This window comes from Clostridium mucosae (genome assembly GCF_024622765.1).
In the GTDB taxonomy this organism is placed as follows: Bacteria; Bacillota; Clostridia; order Clostridiales; family Clostridiaceae; genus Clostridium.
Map to the genome: position 1 here is coordinate 78,895 of NZ_JANKAF010000002.1, position 19,336 is coordinate 98,230.

The following is a 19,336-nucleotide window of genomic DNA, read 5'->3' on the forward strand; positions in this document are numbered from 1 at the left end:
ATTATATTTAGTAAAATCAAAGATATGATTTTTTTTAATTATTACTATGTTAATCTAATAATTTTTCATTTTTATAATTATTAATTATCGAGTTTAATTGTACAAATTTCTACACATACTTTAAATAGATAGCTTTACAAATTTAAAATATAAATATAGAATAGGTATATATGTAATTAACTAAGGAGGGTAAAAATTTGAAAGATGTAATTTATGTAACTGGACATAAGAATCCAGATTCAGATTCAATATGTGCAGCTTTTTCATATGCTGAATATAAAAATAAGACAGGCAATCTGCCTGCAATACCAGTAAGATTAGGAAATGTTAGTCAAGAAACTCAATATATTCTTGATTATTTCGGAGTTGAAGCTCCTCAATTATTAAAAACTGTAAAATTAAAAATAGAAGATTTAGAGTTTGATAGAATAACTCCAGTATCTCCTGAAATTTCATTAAAAACTGCATGGAAGATAATGAAGGATAAAAATATAAAAACTCTTCCAGTCGCTGACGAAAATGATCATTTACTTGGAGTTCTAGCTGTATCTAACTTAACTTCATGTTATATGGATATATGGGATAATAAAATTTTAGCTAAGAGTAATACTACTTTTGAAAATATTGTTGATACATTATCTGCAAAAGAAATATTTGTAAATTATGAAAGAAAAACTTTCCCTGGAAAGATTGTTGTTTCAGCAATGAAACCAGAAAGTATGAAAGATCATATAGAAGCTGGAGATATAGCAATAGTTGGAGATAGAGAAGAAGTTCAAGATGCTTTACTTGATCTTGATATATCTTTACTAATAATAACAGGTTCTCATGCACCAACTGATGCAATAGTAGAAAAAGCTAAACAACATAACGTAAGTATTATAAGTACACCTCATGATTCATTTACAGCTTCAAGACTTATAGTTCAAAGTATTCCTGTTGGATATGTTATGATTAAAGAAAAATTAGTAACATTCTCAACTGATGACTTAGTAGAAGACGTAAAAAAAGTTATGATAGATACAAGATACAGAAGTTATCCTGTTATTTCAGAAAATGGTAAAGTACTTGGTACTGTATCAAGATATCATTTAATTTCTAACTTTAAAAAGAAAATCATTCAAGTTGACCATAATGAAAGAAGTCAATCTGTTGATGGACTTGAAGATGCAGAAATTTTAGAAATAATAGATCACCACAGAGTAGCTGATATTCAAACAAGCGGTCCACTATACTTTAGAAGTGAACCAATTGGAAGTACTTCTACTATAGTTGGTAAATGCTTCTTTGAAAATGGAATAAGACCTTCCAAGCAAGCTGCTGGACTTTTATGTGGCGCAATAATTTCAGATACACTATTATTTAGAAGTCCAACTTGTACTCCACAAGACAAGAGCATTTGCTTAAAATTAGCAGAAATAGCTGGAATAAATGTAGAAGAATTTGCTAAAGAAATGTTCAAGGCTGGAACTTCATTAAAAGGAAAAACAGTAGAACAAATCTTTAACCAAGATTTCAAGCCTTTTGGAATTGAAGATACAAGAGTTGGTATAGCTCAAGTAAATACAATGGATATTGAAGGATTTATGCCACTTAAGGATGAAATGTTAGCTTATATGAACACTAAAGCAAAAGAAGCTAACCTAGATATGGTAATGTTATTACTTACAGACATACTAAACGAAGGATCTCAAATACTAGTTGCTGGAGATAGACCAGAAATAGTAGAAAAAGCATTCAACGTTACACTAAAAGACAATACTGCATTCTTAGATGGAGTACTTTCAAGAAAGAAACAAGTAGTTCCACCAATAACTGCTGCAGTATCATCACTATAATTTAGCTAGCTAAATTATTAATGAAAGAATGAAAAAAGAAAAAGTTATGGATGAAATTCCACTGGAACTTCTAAATAGAATTAAAAAGGCTGAGAAAATCTCAGCCTTTATTTTATTCAATAATTCAGCTTATCTGAATTATAACAATAATTATTTCACTCTTTAATTATTTCCTTAATTCTTTCACTATTTCACTCTTTAATTCTTCCCATTTCTACCTAGCTCTCATGTTGTTAATCATTCCCCACATTTCGTCTGCAGTTTTTACTCCTCTTGAGCTAAGTTCGAAGGCTCTTTGTGTTACTATCATCTCTGAAAATTCAGTTGCAATATCAACATTTGATCCTTCTAATGAACCTTGATATATATCAAAATTTGTTGTTCTTTGGACTTCTACTCCTGGTGATGGAGTAAATAAATTATCTCCTATTGATAAGAAAGCTCTATCTCCTACAGCTGTATATACTGGAATTTCAGCAACTTGTATAAAGTTTCCTTTATCTTTTATATACACTTGGCCTTTTTTATCTACTAAAAAGTTATCTTTATTAAACACAACATTATCTTCTGAGTATCCATCTAAGTAATTTAACTCTAATTTATTTCCTCTATTATCTACAAGCCTACCTCTAGAATCAATAGCTAAAGCTCCATCTCTTGTATATGATTCTTGACCATTATCAGAAATAATTTTAAAATATCCTAATCCATCTATTGATAAATCAGTACTTCTTAAAGTTTCTTGAAGCATCCCCTGTGAGTTGTCTCTAAACCATTCTGAAGTTCTTGTACCAGTCCCAATTACAGACTCCTTATCATTAAGTGGAATTCCTTTTCTATCTAAGGACTCTGTAAGTAAATCCTTAAAACCAACATCTATTTTCTTATAGCCCATAGTAGTTGAATTTGCTATATTATTTGAAATTGCATCTAACTTATCCTGATTTGCATTCATTCCTGTTCTACCAGTCCATAATGCTCTTAACATACATTCTCCCCCTACTATTTAACTGCTCCTATTTCATTTGCAGCCTTTCCTAAAGTTTCATCAATAGTTTGTACTATTTTTTGATTAGTTTCAAAATTTCTCATTGTAGTTATCATATTAACCATTTCATTAGAAATATTTACATTAGATCCTTCTAATGCACCTTGTGTAACCCATACTTGTGCATTATATATAGGATTTTCTCCTCTAAAATAGTTGCCTCCTACCTTTAGTAAATCTCCATAATCACTAAAGTCTGCAGTTGCTAAATTATGAGTTGATCTATTTCCTACATAAATATTATTATTTTGATCTAAAACAAATTTATCTCCACCAACAAATATAGGCTCAAGTTCACCTGTATTTTTATTAGTTCCAAGAACTCTATCACCATTAGTATTTATTAGATATCCATCATTTCCAACTTTAAAATTACCATCTCTTGTATATAATATTTCGTTACCATTATTGGTTTGTCTTTCTATAGTAAAGAACCCTCTACCTTCTATAGCAAAATCTGTTTGTTTATCAGTGCTTTTTATAAGTCCTTGAGTAAATGCAGTATCAACACTATCTATTTCTGATCCTAGACTTATAGTTCCTAATTTTTGTGTTACATTTTTACCATTAATTACTTTATCCCTATTTTGCATCATAACTTCATCAAAGCTTTTGATTGATAAATTATCTCCCTTAAAGCCTGTTGTATTAGCATTAGTCATATTGCTAGTAATATTGTTTTGCCTATTTTCTAGTGATATTAATCCTGACACAGCTGTATATAGACTTCTAATCATTGCTCTCATCCCCTTTAAATAGTACTTTACATTCATCATCATAGTGCATTCCAAGATCTCTAGCCTTTTCTTCTATCTTATCACTAGAAATCTCTTTATTATAGCTATATCCAAACATAAAAATCGAAGTTAATACCATTCCTATTCCTATTCCCATAAGTACTTTTCTATCTGTTAAGAAATCAAATATTACAGTTAATTTTTTAATAAACTTTTTATTAATAATACTTCCCCCTTACCTATGGATAGCTCTTCGCATATTTTTTCATCAGTTAATCCAGCTTCTAGAAGTAATTTTACTTTCTCTAACTTATCATTTTTTAAATTGTTATACGAAATATTTGACTTATTTGAAAAATTTATTTCAGATATTACATTCTCATTAAATTCGCTATTAATATGCTCTTTTTTTAAATCATTATCTAATTCTTCTACTTCAAAACTTGTTATATTTATTTTATTATCGTCTGTTATCTTAGAACTCTTAATATCAGTGATTGAAATTTTTAATTCCTCAATTTCTTTCTGCAAGTCTAAAACAGTTTCTGCTAAGTCTTTTCTTATAGCTATTATCTCTAAACCATAGTCTTTATCATTATTTGATTCTTCTCTCTCTAATATTTTATCAAATGATTTATTCTCTTTTTTTATTGCCTTAATATTTAAAATTATAAGCATAATTCCTATTAAAATTGTTAATATAGGAAGCATAATCTTTTCCCCTCTATTATGTTCAAAATAAATTACTTTCTATATATAATTTATTTTTTGCATTACTACTCTTAAATTTCTTATTGCTCTGCTATGTAACTGACAAACTCTAGATTCTGAAACTTCTAAGATTTGTCCAATTTCTTTTAGTGTCAACTTCTCATAATAATATAAATTTAAAATAAGCTTGTCTTTATCTTTTAACCTTTCAATTGCTTCTGCGAGAATCTCTAATTTTTCTTTATACTCTAAAGATTCCTCAGGAGAAATAGAATTTTTGTCTTCTAAGGTTTCCATTATAGTTACATCATCATCGGCTGAATAAATTATAGATTCTAAAGACATTATAGACATGTAGTTAATATAATTTTCAACTTGAGAAACTTCTTCCACCGATATATTTAATTCTAGAGCAATTTCTTGTAAACTTGGATCTCTCATATATCTATTTTGAAGCTTTTCAACACATTCATTATATTTTGCTAATTTATCCATAGCTCCTTTTGAAATAGGTCTGCATTTTCTTATTTCATCAATCATAGCTCCTTTGATCCTTAAAGTTGCATAAGATGAAAACTTCATCCCTTTCGTTGAATCATATCTATTAATTGCATCTAAAAGCCCAACAATTCCGTAGCTCACTAAATCCTCATATTCTATATACTTAGTTTTACCGAGCATAACTCTAGAAGCCAAATATTTAACTAATGGTATATACTTTTCGACTATTTGTTCTTTATGAATTACAGGGCTTTGACATTCCATATTAATGACCTCCTCTAAATAAGTTCTCTTTGCTTTCTCATTATTGTAAATACAGTTTTAATAATTTTTTCTCTAGTTCCACTATCTATATCATCAAAATTTATACCACATATATATTTTTTATCTTGTGCTTTATCGACCCTTATAACTTTTCCTCTCACAGATATTTTTTCGTTATCGTATGTTAAATTTGCAATTATAATATCTGAAACTTTAATTTCTTCTTTTATCTTAATTCGCATACCTCCACCGCTTAAATCAAGAAGCAATGCATGCTCATACTTTTCTTCCCCACTAATATTTGCTTTTAACTCTTCTTCCTTTATATAATTGATAATTTGTACAACATTGACTCTTACGTAGTCTCTTCTTTGAATTCTTGTTACATCATAAGGTTTACTTACTCTATAAAATGGTATATCTTTTTCTATAACTCGACCTAAAACCTTGTTCTTATATCCAAATACATTTCCTTTATCATCATAAAAAATCTGCTCTATTTCATTTCCATCTTTTAATGTTAAATAAATACCATCACTTACCGGAATAGTTATTAGTATTTCATCATCCTTTATATCTTGAATCGAAGATTTATATATACCTTCTTCCCATAAAACATCAATTTTGCAATTTATACCAAGTTCTAATTTTGCCATGACTGACCCCCTAAGAAAAAATATTAAATAATTTTTTAAACAACCCTTGAGCTCCTGCTCCCATAGTTTCTTTTTTTTCACCTATAATTTTTTCGGCTATAGTTTTTATACATTTAGCTGCATCGCAATTTGGATATCCTATTACAAATGGAAGCTGTTCTCTTACAGACATTATAAGTTTTCTGTCCTCATATACAACTCCTAAAAAGCCTACATCTATCTTTAAAAATCTATTAACTGCCATTTTGAATTTCGAAAAAGTTTGATCTCCTTCTTTTTTTTCTAATATCTTATTAACTACTATACTTGCCCTATCCTTTATTTTGAAATGATCTACTGCTTTTAATAAACTATAGCCATCTGTTAATGATGTTGGTTCTGGAGTCGTTACTAATATTACTTCATCAGAACATGCAATAAAAGCCAAAACGCTTCTACTTATTCCTGCACCTGTATCTATAAAGATATAATCAAATCCCTCTAACATTTCTATCTTTTTTAAAAACAAATCTCTTTGATTTTGCTCTAAATCCTCTATATTATTGAGACCACTTCCACCTGATAATAACTTAACTCCTTCTGGACCATTAACTATAATATCTTCCATTGTTAATTTACCATTTATTAAATCTAAAACACTATTTCTAGGATATATTCCCATTAATACATCATCATTTCCCATTCCTATATCAGCATCAAATATTAATACTCTTTTTCCCTTCTGTACTAATGTAATTGCTAAATTAACTACAAAATTGCTCTTACCGACTTCTCCCTTACCTGATGTTACTGTAATAATTCTAGGCTTTCCTTTTTGCTCCTCTAGGGCTTCACCTCTTGCTAGTCTCCTTAAGCTTTCAGCTTGATCTAACATATAGTTTCCTCCCCTAGAATAAGTCTTGAAATTTCACTTTTTAAAGGGATTCTAATATCATCTGGAACATTTTGACCAGTAGTAATATATGCTATAGGCTTTTGTGCTTTCTTTATAATATTGTACATACATCCATATGAGCTAGTTTCATCAAGTTTAGTTATTATCATTTTTTCATAGCCAATTTCACTATATCCATTGATTATTGTTTGTATATCTCTATTTTTCGTTGTTCCACTTATAACCAATGCTATATGATCAGCATTTACTTTTTGAATAAAAGCTCTAAGCTCTGAAATCTGCATAGTATTTTTGCTACTTCTACCAGTCGTATCAATTAATATTACATCACAATCTTCTAGCTGATTAACTGCAAATTCCATTTCCTTTAAAGTTATAACTACTTTAAAAGGGATATTCATAATTTCCGCATAAGTTTTTAATTGCTCTACAGCACCAATTCTATATGTATCTATTGTAATTAAACCAACCTTCTTTTTTTCAATTAATGCTAATCTTCCTGCAAGCTTAGCTATAGTTGTGGTTTTTCCTACTCCTGTTGGCCCTACTAAAACTACTTTACCATTTAAGCTTGCAGTACAAACTTCAATTTCATTCTCTAGCAAACTTTTAAAGTATATTTTAAATTCATCTAAATTATCATACTTATTCATTAATATTTCTTTTATTAGTTCATCATCAATATCAATATCTTTTAAATATTCTAATACTAAGTCTTTTTCCTCTTCTTTGTTAGTATTTCTAATAACTTTATTTAACAAATCTTTGATTTCTTTTACTTCTTCTTTTATATTATCTGCATTTGTTAAAGCTGCTTCTTTATTAATCTGTTGACCTTTATCAAACTTTGTATCTTTACTATCATTTATTATCTTGTTAATACTGTCTAGTGAATCTTTAAAATCTATATCATTTTCATTTCCCATATTTAATTTACTCTTTTTATCTATCTTGTTATTTTCCAAAGCTGCTGTTACTTCAATAAGCTTAGGTCTAAAATATCCCTTAACACCTGATTCTCTTACCTTTCGTTGACTAATTATAATAGCGTTTTTACCTAGCTCATACCTTATCCTAGTTAGAGCTTCATTCATATTTTTAACTAAGTATTTTTTAATTACCATTACAACGATACAACTCCTTCAGTTCTTATTTCTACGTCATTTGGTATCTCATTTAATGATATAACCATCACATGTGGAAATACCATTTCTATAAGCTTTCTAAATACAGGTCTTATATTAGGTGATACCAATATAACTGGTTGATTATTGTAAAAATATACTCTATCGAGAGTATCTCTTACACTCTCAAGTATTCTAGTAGTTGTATCCGGATCAACTGCTGGAAATGATCCTTGCATAGATTTTTGAGTATTAGCAGATATTATTTCTTCTATTTGTGGAGATAAAGTAACAACTGTTATACTTCTATCTTCATCTATTACTTGATTACAAATTGTTCTTGCTAATGCAAATCTAACATACTCAGTTAAAAGTTCTAGATCCTTTGTAAGTCTTGAATTATCTGCTAAAGATTCCATTATTGCAACCATATCTTTTATTGGAACTTTTTCTCTTAATAAATTTTGTAATACTTTTTGAAGCTCTCCTATTGTCATTAAGTCTGGTATAAGTTCCTCTACAACTGTACTATATTTTTCTCTAGTATTATCTACTATTAATTGAACCTCTTGTCTTCCAAGTAATTCATAAGAATGAGATTTTATAGTTTCAGTTAAATGGGTAACCATTACTGTAGTTGGATCTACAACCGTTAAACCTTTTATTTCTGCTTCTTCTCTTTGATCTTTATTTATCCATACTGCTGGCAAATTAAATGTAGGTTCAATAGTTCTTATTCCAGATATTTGAGAATTCTCTCCAGATGGATCCATACAAAGTAACATATTTGCCATAAGCTCTGCTGAGGCAATAACAGTTCCTCTTATCTTTATTACATACTCATTTGTTTTTAATTGAAGATTATCTCTTATTCTTATAGGTTGTACAACAACTCCCATTTCAATTGCACATTGTCTTCTAACTGAAGCAATTCTTTGAAGTAAATCTCCACCTGTTGATTCATCAGCTAAAGGAATTAATCCATAACCTATTTCTACTTCCATAGGTTCTACAGAAATTAAACTCATTACATTTTCAGGCTCTTTTCTTTCCATTTCTGTATACTCTTCTTCTACCTTTGCAAGCTCAGCTTCTTGATTTTTCTGATCTTCCTTTATTAAAAGATATGTAGCAACACTTCCTGTAACAGCTGCTAATAAAAATGGAATCTTTGGCATACCTGGTATTAAAGATAAAAAGAACATTACTGCAGAAACTATTCCAAGTGCAACAGGGAATGCAGTAAGTTGTTTGCTAAATGTTTTACCAAAGTTATCAGAAGAACCTGATCTAGTTACTAATATACCTGATGCTGTGGATATTAATAATGCTGGTATTTGGCTAACTAACCCATCTCCAATAGTGAGTCTTGTGTATAATTCTCCAGCTTGTGTAAAGCTCATACCGCTCATTACTCCAATAACAATTCCTGCTACTATATTAATTAAAGTTATTATTATCCCTGCTATAGCATCTCCTTTTACGAACTTAGACGCCCCATCCATAGATCCATAAAAATCTGCTTCTGATTGTAAGTCTTGTCTTCTTTTTCTTGCCGTTACTTCATCAATTATTCCAGCATTTAAATCAGCATCTATACTCATTTGTTTACCTGGCATAGCATCTAAAGTAAATCTTGCTGATACTTCTGAAACTCTTCCTGCACCGTTAGTTATTACTACGAATTGTATAATTACTATAATTAAGAAAATTATTATTCCAACGATATAGTTTCCGCCTATAACAAATTCTCCAAAGGCTTCGATTATACTTCCTGCACTACCCTCACTTAATATAAGCCTTGTAGATGATATGTTAAGGCCTAATCTAAAAAGTGTTGTTACAAGTAGTAGTGTTGGAAAGACTGATAATTGTAATACATTTGTCGTAAACATAGTGATCATTATTACTACAGCTGAAAGTGTAATATTAAATGCTAATAAAATATCTAATATTAGCGGTGGAAGAGGTATTATTATCATAAGTACAATACCCAATACACCAAAGGCTACTAATATATCTGTGTTTTTCTTCAAATTAATTTTATTATTTACAAGCAACCTTATCCCATCCTTTATTATCTAGTACGTCTTTTTTTCTTATCTAATTTAAATACCATAGCTAAAACTTCTGCTACAGCTTGATACATATCTTGTGGAATTTCTTTATCAATTTCTACAGATTCAAATATCATTCTTGCTAAAGGCTTGTTTTCTATTATTGGTACTTTAGATTCAATAGCTTTTTCTTTTATCTTTATAGCTATCGCATCTGCTCCCTTAGCTACAACCTTAGGTGCTTCCATCTTACCTTCCTCATATTTTATTGCAACAGCTAAATGAGTAGGATTTGTAATTACAACAGTAGCATCACCAACTGATTGCATCATTCTTCTTTGAGACATTTCTCTTTGCCTTTGTTTTATTTTAGATTTAATTTGAGGATCTCCCTCCATTTGTTTGTATTCTTCTTTAATTTCTTGTTTAGTCATTCTAATATCCTTCTTGAAAAGCATATATTGAACAACATAATCTATAATTGCAATTACAACTAATAATATACATATTTTCACAAATATACCTACTATTAAAGATTTAACTTCTCCCCCCAAAGTAGGTAAATATAAATTTCCAATTTGCATTATCTTATCAAAGTTATCTCTTACATATGAATAGGAAATGTATATCATTATTGAAATAAGAATTAAGTTTTTTATTAGTTCAACTAAAGCTTTTTTAGAAAACATATTCTTAAATCCATTAATCGGATTTAGCTTTCCAAATGAAGGCTTTATAGCATCCTTAACTACTAAAAATCCAGATTGAATTAAGCTTGCAGCAACTCCAGCAATCATTATAGGTAAAATAACAGGCATTATTACCATTGCTGCTTTGCTTATAATAAGAGTATTAATACCTTTTATGCTATTTTCAGTAACTTCCATTGACCCCATATCTCCTAGAAAATAAACTACATTATCCTTCAAGGAAGATACTATAAATCCACTTAATGTAACAATAACTAGTATAGTAGCTATCATTGTGATTGCAAGACCAATATCTTTACTTCTAGCTATTTGCCCTTTTTTTCTAGAATCACTTTTCTTCTTTGGCGTAGCTTCTTCTGTTTTTTCATCTGCACCAATTAAAAAAATTAATGGAACAGTTGTCATTATTTTTCTGAATATATCTGGTAAATAACTTATACTACTAACAAATAACTTTATTATAATTGGCAATGATACCGATATTGCAATTATCCCAACCAGCATTTTAACTGGCATACCAAGTATCATCACATTTATTTGTGGGACAGCTCTTGAAATAAGTCCCATACAAAGATCTGTTAATATAATTATCAATACTATTGGTATTGCAATTTTCAATCCTATTGCAAAATACTTTGCTATAACTTCTATAAGTACCATCATTGTATCTGGATACATTAAACTTTTACCCATCGGTAGTATTATAAAACTCTCTATAAGCGATTTAATAAGCATATGATGTCCATCTACTACAAAGAAAATCATTAATGCTACATAATGAAGCAAATTACCACTTATAGTCGTACTCGTTTTACTATTTGGATCTATTGTATTAACCATACTCAACCCTATATGTACATCTATTAAACTCCCTGCCATAAGTACTACTTCAAAAGCAATATTAGAGATTAATCCAAGAACTAATCCTGTTGTGACTTCTGAAATCATATAAATAACTAAATAATAATTGCCAGTTATTGAATTTATATTTGAATAATCTATTCCTCCAAGTAATGCAAAGGAGAATATGAAAGAAAACATAGCTTTTAATGTTTTCGGTGTTCCATTTGGAAAAAATATATTAGTTATAGCAAAAAATGCCGTCACTCTTAAAAATATTAAAAACAGGGCTAAAAAGTAGGCTGTATCTATCATACTTTACCTACCCCCTAAGTAGATATCTTAATAATAAGCTCAAATATTCTTTCTGTAAAAGATACTAGTGTATGTAACATAAAGCTTGATAACATTAGTCCTACAGCTGCAATTCCTATAAGTTTTGGAACAAAGGTTAATGTTTGTTCTTGTATTTGAGTGGTTGCTTGAAATATGCTTATTATTAATCCAATTAAAATTGATACTATTAAAATAGGTCCTGCTACCTTTAATGATGTATATAATGCATCTCTAACAATTCCTATTATTAAATTTTCACTCATACATATCACCTACCCTCCAAAGCTCATTATCAATGACTTAACCATTAAATACCAACCATCTACCATTACAAATAATAATAATTTAAACGGTAGTGCTACCATAACAGGTGGTACCATAAACATTCCCATTGACATAAGTACACTTGCTACAACCATATCTATTATTAAGAAAGGTATGAAAAGTAAAAATCCTATTTGGAAAGCTGTTTTTAGTTCACTTATTGCAAAAGCTGGTATAACAACAGTTAATGGAATATTATCTCTTGTTATTTCTTCTTTATCTAATTTTGATGCTTCAACAAATAACTCTAAATCTTTTTGTCTTGTTTGCTTTAACATAAATTCCCTTAAAGGTTTGCTTCCAGCCTCCATAGCTTCATTTTGTGTTATAGTATTTTCCATAAAAGGCTTAAATGCATTGTTATTAATCTCACTATACACTGGTTGCATTATAAATATAGTTAAAAATAATGCTAATCCTATAAGTATTTGATTTGGTATAGATTGTTGCGCTCCTAATGCATTTTTTAAAAATGAAAATACAACTATTATTCTTGTAAAAGATGTCATCATTATTATTATTGAAGGTAATAATGTTAAAATAGTTAGTATTATTAACAATTTTATATTGTCAACATAATTTTGAGGAGAAGTAGATTCACCACCTACCGAAATATTAACGTTTGGTACATTTATAGGCTCAGCACTTACGCATTTATCAAAGGTGAATATTAACGTCAATGCTATTAGCATCATAAATAAATATTTTTTCTTTTTACTCATACTTATCTTCCTTTTAGTTATATTTATTCTTAAGTTTATTTACTTTAGATTTTAAACCTTTAATAGCTACTTCATATTGCTGATTAATCTTTTCTTTTTCTCTTCTTTTCTCCTCTTCTAAAAGCAATATATCTTCCTCAGATATTTCATCTATCTTTTCAGTATTATTATTAGACGAACTCATTATATAACCTTTTTTACCAATCTTTACTACTACTATTGATGTATCTTTAGATATTTGAACTCTTTCTAATATTTTTACATATTTTCCTTCATTAAACCTGTTAAGTCTATTTCCACTTATTTTAAATACTAAATACATAAGTCCCAGTACTACAATAAGTGCAAATATTAGTCTAACTATCATAAACACTAAATCCATCTTTTAACTCTACTTCCTTCTATTGTACTATAATATCGCTTATATATACATCTTTTAATATACCTGACTTTAATTTTTGATTCATTCTAGCTACAATATCACCTTTAATAACTGCTTCATTTGCTGGCTCAAAGTCTTTTGCCTTACAGGATTTTATATAGAAATTAGCTACATCTCTAAGTACTACTTTTTTATCTTCTATTTCTTTAGTTAAATCTTTATTATTTTTGTCATAACTTATTGAAAGGTTAAGCTTAATATATCTATTTGATCCTTCATCACTTAAATTAACAAATATTTCTCCAACTTCAAAAAAAGCTTCTTCCATAACAACCGGCTGTGAGGCATTATTTTTATTCATAAAGTAATATACTCCCCCAAATGTCCCCCCACCCAAAATTGCTAGAATAGCAATTATTATAATTAATTTGCTACCCTTTTTTTTCTCTTGCTTGCTTTCAGCCATTTTATTCTTCCTCCTTTTCAGTTGTCACAATCAAAATATCAACTCTTCTATTTTTAGCCATATTTTCATAAGTATCATTAGCTGCTACTGGATGGTACTCACCATATCCTGCCGCACTAAATCTTGAAGGATCTTGTCCCATTACTTCTATAAAATATTTAACTACATTAACTGCTCTATCAGCAGATAATTCCCAGTTCGATGGAAACCTACTTGTATTTATAGGTCTATTGTCTGTATGACCTTCAACTAATATTAGATTATCTATAGATGCTAGAAGAGAATTGATTTTATTAAGTACTTCTTTACTTTCTTCTCTTAAATCAGAACTTGAAGTTTCAAATAATACGTTATCTCTTAGCTGTATTATTACTCCTCTTTTATTATCGATTATATCTACTACAGATTCTAATCTATTTTCATTAACAAATTCTTTAACATTCTTATACATTTTTTCTTGTTCTGTTAAGGACTCTCCACCCTCTATATTATCATCCGTTTCTCCGCCAATTAAAGGTACTTCACCATTATACATGTTATATTCCATTATACTGTCACCACTTTGCCCACTCATCATTGATACAAAGGCATTAGAAATACTTTTTGTTTTTTCAGCATCAACAGTAGCCATTGAATATAACAAAACGAAAAAAGTAAGCAATAAAGTTACAGTATCAGCATAAGTTGCCATCCATTCATCGCCTCTTAAGCCATCACCTTTATTCTTTTTCTTTCTAGCCATTAAATAACAACTCCTTCACCATTTTCAATGCTGTTATTTAAATATTCTAATTTTTCTTTAGGAGGTAAGTATGTTATTAGCTTTTCTTCCACAATTCTTGGATTTACACCTGATTGTATTGCAAGTATTCCTTCTAAAATCATTTCTCTTTCTCCAGCTTCCTTTGCACTCTTTTGTCTTAAGTTAGAAGCAATAGGATTGCAGAAAATATTAGCCAAAAGTGATCCATAGAATGTAGTTATTAAGGCTTTTCCCATACCAGATGCAATATTAGCGACATCTGTTAAATTTGCAAGCATTTGAATTAATCCAATTAAAGTCCCTAGCATACCAAATGCAGGTGCATAAGCTCCCCAAGCAGCGTAAATACCTGCTCCTCTTTCATGTCTATTTTCCATTTCACCAATTTCTAACTCTAATATTTCTCTTATTGTTTCTGGCTCAATACCATCTACAACCATTTGTAATCCTTTTTTCATAAAAGGATCTTCCATTTCTGAAATATCATCCTCTAATGATAACAAGCCTTCTCTTCTAGCCTTTTTAGAAAGATTACCAAATCTTACAATTATATCTTTTCCTGATGATTTATTTTCCTTAAAAGCTTGTATGAAAAGCTTTCCCATATTTTTCACTTCTTCTAATGAATATGTTATTAAAAGAGCTGATAAAGATCCTCCTACAGTTATTATTACAGATGCTAAGTCCCAGAAAATTTTAAGACTACTTCCAATAAGCATTCCATAAATCATTAATACTATGCTTAATATTAAACCCACTGAGGTTAATATGTCTAACTTTTTCATATAATATTGCCTCCCATTATAATCTATAAGTAACAATCTTATTTTTGTATCTAATTACTTTTTCTACTATCTCTTCTACACTTTCAAGCACAATATACTTTTTACCATTAGTTAATGTAATTAAAGTTTCAGGAACCTCTTCTATTTTCTCTATATGATCTGCATTTAAAATAAAATCTTTATTATTCATAGCTGTTACATTAATCATTTAATTCCCCTCTTCACTATAGTAAATTCACTTTAGTAGATGTAAAATACTTTTTCGTAATTTACTTATATAGTTAGACTGCTTTGCTCAGTTTATTGGATCAACTGAGCATGAGCAATCTATTTTGTTTTATTATCTCTTTAAGTTAATTATATCTTGAAGAATTTCATCTCCAGTAGTTATCATTTTTCCTGATGCTTGGAAAGCTCTACTTGAAACTATCATATCTGTAAATTGTTCTGATAAATCTACATTTGACATTTCAAGCATTCCTTGAAGATTATCTCCATACCCTTTTGAGTTATCATCATTTAAAGTTCCAACACCACTCTTTATAACAGCATCTCCTGAGTTAACTGATGAACTATAAAGATTTCCTCCAAGCTTAGTTAAACCTTCTGGGTTCTTAAAACTTGCCATGGCTATTTGTCCAAGTGCCGCTACTCTACCATCTTCAAGTACTCCATTAATTACACCATTTTTATCTATGGTATAAGTTTTAACTCTAAGTTCTGTATCTGTACCTGGTACTTTTACCTTGTCTGGAATCTTAAGAGTTTTTAATTCTCCATCATATGATTTAAGATTTTTTGTTGCATCTATAAAGTTAATACTTCCATCAGTATTCATACTTTCTATTGGAGTTCCTCCATTTGTTTCTTCTGAAACAACGCCTCCAATTTCCATTGGTTTTCCTGTTGAAGTTATTCCTTGAGCTATTCCTTTTCCTTCTAAAGCTCTAGTTAAAGCATCTTGTATATTTTTAGCTGTAATAGCATTTGTAGTTACAAAATCACCATTTATAGTAATTGTCTTTCCTTTTTCATCAATTGTAGCTGATGTCTTAGTACCAGGTGTTATTTGTCCAACTTGGAATTTGTATCCATTCAACGCTGCTCCAGCATCAAATGTTAATTCAACACCACCAACAGTAATTTTGCCTGGTGCCTTATCAACCTCTCCACCTTCAATATTATCTGAAGTTAATCCAGTGTAAGGTTTTGATGTTCCAGATACCTTTACTTTCTCACTTGTACCTAACTCTGCATTTAACTCTGCATTTATCTTATCCTCTAAATCTCTTGCTGCAACTTTTTTAGTAAAATCACCTTTAATAACTAATTTATGATTATTTCCACCTGAAGCTGCTACATATTCTACTGATAATCCTGGTTCATTAATATCTGTAATTTGAAACTCTAAATTATTTAATAGTGTTCCTGCTGGAAGTTCTACATTTAACCCAGCAATATTTAACGCTTTTGGAGATGACGCTGTTACACCATCTTGGAACTTAATTTTATTTGTTATATCAGCTGAATTTATACTTCTTGCAACAGTTAATTGAGTCTTAATTCCATTTGCTTTTAATGCACTATTTAATTTAACCTGTAAATCTGCATTAGTAAATTTATCAGGAGTTGAATTAAAATCACCATTAATAATTATGTTTCCATTTTCAACTACTACTGTAAGTGGGGTACCTACTGAACTTTCTCCTATAGAAATAGTATAATCATTAAGTTCGCCATCAGTTACTCCAGTAAAAGTAAATCCACCAACAGCTTTAGCTGCACTTCCATCTTTTGCATCTACCATTTCAGCTGGAGAATTTACTTTACCTGAATCATCTGTCCCACCACTTATATTACCCAAAGTTGCAGGAGTTCCTGTAACTTTTGCTTCTTGTGTGATTCCTGCACCTTTAAACTTACTATTTAACTCATCTTGCAAATCTGCAGAATTAAATGATTTATTTAAAAAATCTGCATTAATAACAATTTTCCTTCTTCCTTTTTCTATATTAACTTCTAGTGGATCTTTTGATATTTCTCCAATTTCAAAACTATATCCATTTAAATCACTACCTTCGTTAAGTTGGATAGTAAACCCAGATATAGTAATAGCTTTAGGTGCTAATGCATCTGTACCACCTACGACTGCTGATGATCCTAAACCTCCAAAGCTAATAGGCTTTCCACTAACAAACATTTGTTGGGATATTCCAGCAGAAGAAAGTCCTTTATTTACTGCTGATTCTACTTGAGCTGGTGTTAATGCTCCTGCTCTAGAAAAATCTCCATTTACTACTATTAGTTTTTCAGCCTTATTAACATCTGCAGATGTAACTGTTCCTGGTCCAACAGATCCTAGAACTATTTTATATCCATTTAATTGTGATCCAGGTCCAAATCTAAAGTCTAATCCCGCTGTGCTTACTCCATTAGGAGCTTGTCCTGTTGCATCTTGTGAGCTATCATCATTTGTTAATGAATAACCCATAACTCTAAATCCATCACCAGTTAATAAATTCCCTTGCTCATCTAGGATAAATGATCCATCTCTACTATACATTATTTCGCTTCCAGAATTGCTTAATGACTGAGCAGTTATATTATGCGCCCCAGCCCTATGATTTACTTCTAAAGTTCCATCATAAATTGATGGTCCTTTACTTACCATAAAGAATCCATCACCATCTATTGCAACATCTAATTGTCTTCCTGTAGGTTGCATCATACCTTGTGTCATAACAGAATCTATACTTGCAAGTTGAACTCCAAGCCCAACTTGGCTAGCATTTACTCCACCTTGATTGTTAGATGGTGCCATAGCATCTGAGACATTTTGACTTAGCATATCACTAAATCTTGCTCTTGATGATTTAAATGATGTAGTTCCAACATTTGATATATTATTTCCTATAACATCTAACTTAGTTTGATTAACTTTCATACCGCTTATACCAGAATACATTGATCTTAACATAAATTGACCTCCAACCCTTTATTTTTTCTTGCATCTGTCATTCAGCAAGAATCAAGCCTCCTAAAATAGGTCCAGCTTATAAAATTACAACACTATCAACATTTGTAAATACATTTTCCTTAGCTCTTTCTTTTTCAATTGCTGTTATTACAGTTTTATTTTCTATACTAGCTATTAAAGCTACATCTTTGTATATCATTACAGAATTTTTAGAGCCCTTATCTTGTGCCATTTTGAATCCTTTTGCAATTTGCTCCATATCTTTATCCGTAAAATTAATTTCTTTTAATCTGTCTGCTGCATGTTTTGATAGTGTATATTCTTCACTACCTTTATTTATAGCTTCATTTAAAATGTCATTAAACTTACTTTTATAGTGATTATTTTTTCCATTTACACTTTCGTTTGGTAACTGAAAATTACCTACAGGATAAGCTTTTCCATTTATAACTCTAAAGCTCAAAAAATCACCTACTTTAATAATTTAATTATTTACTTCTTACTCTTCCTCTCGCTTTATTTCTTCTCTACTATTTGAAGCTTTAATTATCTTGTCATAAGTAAATTCTTTTATTTCATCCGAATCATGTAACTTAATTCTTACCTTAACTACACCTTGGTCCTTTAGTACACCTAAAACTTCTCCAGTAATATTATTTTCTTTTGAATCCTTCTCACTTAATTCAACATGTTTTCCTATAAATGAAGAAGCAACTAAAAATGACATATTACCATTAATATTATTAATTGATGGTAACGAATAATCAGGAACATCTAAAACAGTAAGCACATCTGTTATATCAAAGTCCTTATAAGAATTACTTCCATTTTCATTAACTTCCACAGAAATCGTTGTTTTACCTGATGTAGAAGTTACAGATTTCACAATTCCAGTATAAGGATTCCCTGCATTATCAACACTCTTTAAAGTTACCCCTTTACCAACCATTGAATTATTTGCATAACTAGACATTGTGCTATTTAAATTTGTCATTTGCTCCATTGAAGCAAATTGTGCCATTTGAGTAACATATTGAGTAGAATCGTTATTTCCCATTGGATCCATATTAGACAACTCTGCAGATAATATTGTTAAAAATGCATTTTTATCCATATCTTGTCCAGGTTTAACTATTTGTGTTCCTCTATCAGTTGCTCTAGTACCTGTATAGCTATTAATAACATTAGACACTTAGTTTT

Annotated in this window: 21 protein-coding genes; 1 reads left to right on the plus strand and 20 read right to left on the minus strand. The window is 29.8% G+C overall.

The genetic code is table 11. The features are described 5' to 3' along the window. The first annotated feature begins 197 nt into the window (after positions 1–197). The gene (locus tag NSA50_RS03660) at positions 198–1,838 is read left to right on the plus strand and encodes a putative manganese-dependent inorganic diphosphatase (protein WP_257443067.1); all 1,641 of its coding nucleotides are present in this window, start codon (positions 198–200) and stop codon (positions 1,836–1,838) included. A 214-nt stretch (positions 1,839–2,052) separates the two neighbouring features. Here the strand turns inward: NSA50_RS03660 and NSA50_RS03665 are convergent, their stop codons facing one another. The 20 genes from NSA50_RS03665 to NSA50_RS03765 all read right to left on the minus strand — a co-directional run bounded on the left by NSA50_RS03665 (position 2,053) and on the right by NSA50_RS03765 (position 19,328). Then, positions 2,053–2,826, minus strand: coding sequence for a flagellar hook-basal body complex protein (locus NSA50_RS03665; RefSeq protein ID WP_257443069.1), 774 nt, complete (start codon positions 2,824–2,826; stop codon positions 2,053–2,055). Positions 2,827–2,840: 14 nt separating this feature from the next. Next, positions 2,841–3,623, minus strand: a complete 783-nt coding sequence (locus NSA50_RS03670) for a flagellar hook-basal body complex protein (protein WP_257443071.1) — start codon at positions 3,621–3,623, stop codon at positions 2,841–2,843. Continuing rightward, the gene (locus NSA50_RS03675) at positions 3,616–3,780 is read right to left on the minus strand and encodes a hypothetical protein (RefSeq protein WP_195264273.1); all 165 of its coding nucleotides are present in this window, start codon (positions 3,778–3,780) and stop codon (positions 3,616–3,618) included. The genes NSA50_RS03670 and NSA50_RS03675 overlap by 8 nt, the downstream gene beginning before the upstream one ends. 38 nt (positions 3,781–3,818) lie before the next feature. Next, positions 3,819–4,334, minus strand: a complete 516-nt coding sequence (locus NSA50_RS03680; protein ID WP_195264272.1) for a hypothetical protein — start codon at positions 4,332–4,334, stop codon at positions 3,819–3,821. A gap of 39 nt (positions 4,335–4,373) precedes the next feature. Continuing rightward, positions 4,374–5,099 (minus strand): FliA/WhiG family RNA polymerase sigma factor, encoded by a 726-nt coding sequence (locus NSA50_RS03685; RefSeq protein ID WP_257443073.1) that lies wholly within the window; start codon positions 5,097–5,099, stop codon positions 4,374–4,376. A gap of 14 nt (positions 5,100–5,113) precedes the next feature. Next, positions 5,114–5,755: a flagellar brake protein gene (locus NSA50_RS03690; protein ID WP_257443075.1), complete on the minus strand. Its 642-nt coding sequence runs from the start codon at positions 5,753–5,755 to the stop codon at positions 5,114–5,116. A 10-nt stretch (positions 5,756–5,765) separates the two neighbouring features. Beyond that, the gene (locus NSA50_RS03695) at positions 5,766–6,629 is read right to left on the minus strand and encodes a MinD/ParA family protein (protein WP_257443077.1); all 864 of its coding nucleotides are present in this window, start codon (positions 6,627–6,629) and stop codon (positions 5,766–5,768) included. Beyond that, positions 6,623–7,774, minus strand: a complete 1,152-nt coding sequence (gene flhF, locus NSA50_RS03700; protein ID WP_195264268.1) for a flagellar biosynthesis protein FlhF — start codon at positions 7,772–7,774, stop codon at positions 6,623–6,625. Before flhF ends, NSA50_RS03695 begins: the two co-directional genes overlap by 7 nt. Then, on the minus strand, positions 7,774–9,834 hold the full coding sequence (gene flhA, locus NSA50_RS03705) for a flagellar biosynthesis protein FlhA (protein ID WP_257443080.1): 2,061 nt from the start codon (positions 9,832–9,834) through the stop codon (positions 7,774–7,776). The genes flhF and flhA overlap by 1 nt, the downstream gene beginning before the upstream one ends. A 17-nt stretch (positions 9,835–9,851) precedes the next feature. Then, positions 9,852–11,696 (minus strand): fused FliR family export protein/FlhB family type III secretion system protein, encoded by a 1,845-nt coding sequence (locus NSA50_RS03710; RefSeq protein ID WP_257443083.1) that lies wholly within the window; start codon positions 11,694–11,696, stop codon positions 9,852–9,854. Positions 11,697–11,710: 14 nt separating this feature from the next. Next, positions 11,711–11,980 (minus strand): flagellar biosynthesis protein FliQ, encoded by a 270-nt coding sequence (gene fliQ / locus NSA50_RS03715; protein WP_035285706.1) that lies wholly within the window; start codon positions 11,978–11,980, stop codon positions 11,711–11,713. Between the two features lie 9 nt (positions 11,981–11,989). Next, positions 11,990–12,763 (minus strand): flagellar type III secretion system pore protein FliP, encoded by a 774-nt coding sequence (fliP, locus tag NSA50_RS03720; RefSeq protein WP_195264265.1) that lies wholly within the window; start codon positions 12,761–12,763, stop codon positions 11,990–11,992. Between the two features lie 13 nt (positions 12,764–12,776). Beyond that, positions 12,777–13,130, minus strand: a complete 354-nt coding sequence (locus NSA50_RS03725; protein ID WP_257443087.1) for a flagellar biosynthetic protein FliO — start codon at positions 13,128–13,130, stop codon at positions 12,777–12,779. 34 nt (positions 13,131–13,164) lie between these two features. Further along, a complete protein-coding gene (locus NSA50_RS03730; RefSeq protein WP_257443089.1) occupies positions 13,165–13,611 on the minus strand; it encodes a flagellar basal body-associated FliL family protein in 447 nt (148 codons plus the stop codon). A 1-nt stretch (position 13,612) separates the two neighbouring features. Next, positions 13,613–14,353, minus strand: a complete 741-nt coding sequence (locus tag NSA50_RS03735; protein ID WP_195264262.1) for an OmpA family protein — start codon at positions 14,351–14,353, stop codon at positions 13,613–13,615. Next, positions 14,353–15,159 carry a motility protein A gene (locus tag NSA50_RS03740; protein WP_257443092.1) on the minus strand — a complete coding sequence of 269 codons (807 nt, stop codon included), beginning with the start codon at positions 15,157–15,159 and terminating at the stop codon, positions 14,353–14,355. Before NSA50_RS03740 ends, NSA50_RS03735 begins: the two co-directional genes overlap by 1 nt. Positions 15,160–15,175: 16 nt before the next feature. Next, the gene (locus tag NSA50_RS03745; protein WP_195264260.1) at positions 15,176–15,367 is read right to left on the minus strand and encodes a flagellar FlbD family protein; all 192 of its coding nucleotides are present in this window, start codon (positions 15,365–15,367) and stop codon (positions 15,176–15,178) included. A 132-nt stretch (positions 15,368–15,499) separates the two neighbouring features. Further along, positions 15,500–18,136, minus strand: a complete 2,637-nt coding sequence (locus tag NSA50_RS03750; protein WP_374940961.1) for a flagellar hook-basal body complex protein — start codon at positions 18,134–18,136, stop codon at positions 15,500–15,502. Between the two features lie 76 nt (positions 18,137–18,212). Next, complete coding sequence (locus NSA50_RS03760; protein ID WP_195264258.1) at positions 18,213–18,599, minus strand: TIGR02530 family flagellar biosynthesis protein; 387 nt, start codon at positions 18,597–18,599, stop codon at positions 18,213–18,215. A gap of 36 nt (positions 18,600–18,635) precedes the next feature. After that, complete coding sequence (locus NSA50_RS03765) at positions 18,636–19,328, minus strand: flagellar hook capping FlgD N-terminal domain-containing protein (protein WP_257443095.1); 693 nt, start codon at positions 19,326–19,328, stop codon at positions 18,636–18,638. Between the last annotated feature and the right edge of the window lie 8 nt (positions 19,329–19,336).

Excerpts from the sequence above, each read along its gene's own strand:
- NSA50_RS03665 (WP_257443069.1), bottom strand. The coding sequence starts at position 2,826 with ATGTTAAGAGCATTATGGACTGGTAGAACAGGAATGAATGCAAATCAG.
- NSA50_RS03670 (WP_257443071.1), bottom strand. The coding sequence starts at position 3,623 with ATGATTAGAAGTCTATATACAGCTGTGTCAGGATTAATATCACTAGAA.
- NSA50_RS03675 (WP_195264273.1), bottom strand. The coding sequence starts at position 3,780 with ATGGGAATAGGAATAGGAATGGTATTAACTTCGATTTTTATGTTTGGA.
- NSA50_RS03680 (WP_195264272.1), bottom strand. The coding sequence starts at position 4,334 with ATGCTTCCTATATTAACAATTTTAATAGGAATTATGCTTATAATTTTA.
- NSA50_RS03685 (WP_257443073.1), bottom strand. The coding sequence starts at position 5,099 with ATGGAATGTCAAAGCCCTGTAATTCATAAAGAACAAATAGTCGAAAAG.
- NSA50_RS03690 (WP_257443075.1), bottom strand. The coding sequence starts at position 5,755 with ATGGCAAAATTAGAACTTGGTATAAATTGCAAAATTGATGTTTTATGG.
- NSA50_RS03695 (WP_257443077.1), bottom strand. The coding sequence starts at position 6,629 with ATGTTAGATCAAGCTGAAAGCTTAAGGAGACTAGCAAGAGGTGAAGCC.
- flhF (WP_195264268.1), bottom strand. The coding sequence starts at position 7,774 with ATGGTAATTAAAAAATACTTAGTTAAAAATATGAATGAAGCTCTAACT.
- NSA50_RS03710 (WP_257443083.1), bottom strand. The coding sequence starts at position 11,696 with ATGATAGATACAGCCTACTTTTTAGCCCTGTTTTTAATATTTTTAAGA.
- fliQ (WP_035285706.1), bottom strand. The coding sequence starts at position 11,980 with ATGAGTGAAAATTTAATAATAGGAATTGTTAGAGATGCATTATATACA.
- fliP (WP_195264265.1), bottom strand. The coding sequence starts at position 12,763 with ATGAGTAAAAAGAAAAAATATTTATTTATGATGCTAATAGCATTGACG.
- NSA50_RS03725 (WP_257443087.1), bottom strand. The coding sequence starts at position 13,130 with ATGATAGTTAGACTAATATTTGCACTTATTGTAGTACTGGGACTTATG.
- NSA50_RS03730 (WP_257443089.1), bottom strand. The coding sequence starts at position 13,611 with ATGGCTGAAAGCAAGCAAGAGAAAAAAAAGGGTAGCAAATTAATTATA.
- NSA50_RS03735 (WP_195264262.1), bottom strand. The coding sequence starts at position 14,353 with ATGGCTAGAAAGAAAAAGAATAAAGGTGATGGCTTAAGAGGCGATGAA.
- NSA50_RS03740 (WP_257443092.1), bottom strand. The coding sequence starts at position 15,159 with ATGAAAAAGTTAGACATATTAACCTCAGTGGGTTTAATATTAAGCATA.
- NSA50_RS03745 (WP_195264260.1), bottom strand. The coding sequence starts at position 15,367 with ATGATTAATGTAACAGCTATGAATAATAAAGATTTTATTTTAAATGCA.
- NSA50_RS03750 (WP_374940961.1), bottom strand. The coding sequence starts at position 18,136 with ATGTTAAGATCAATGTATTCTGGTATAAGCGGTATGAAAGTTAATCAA.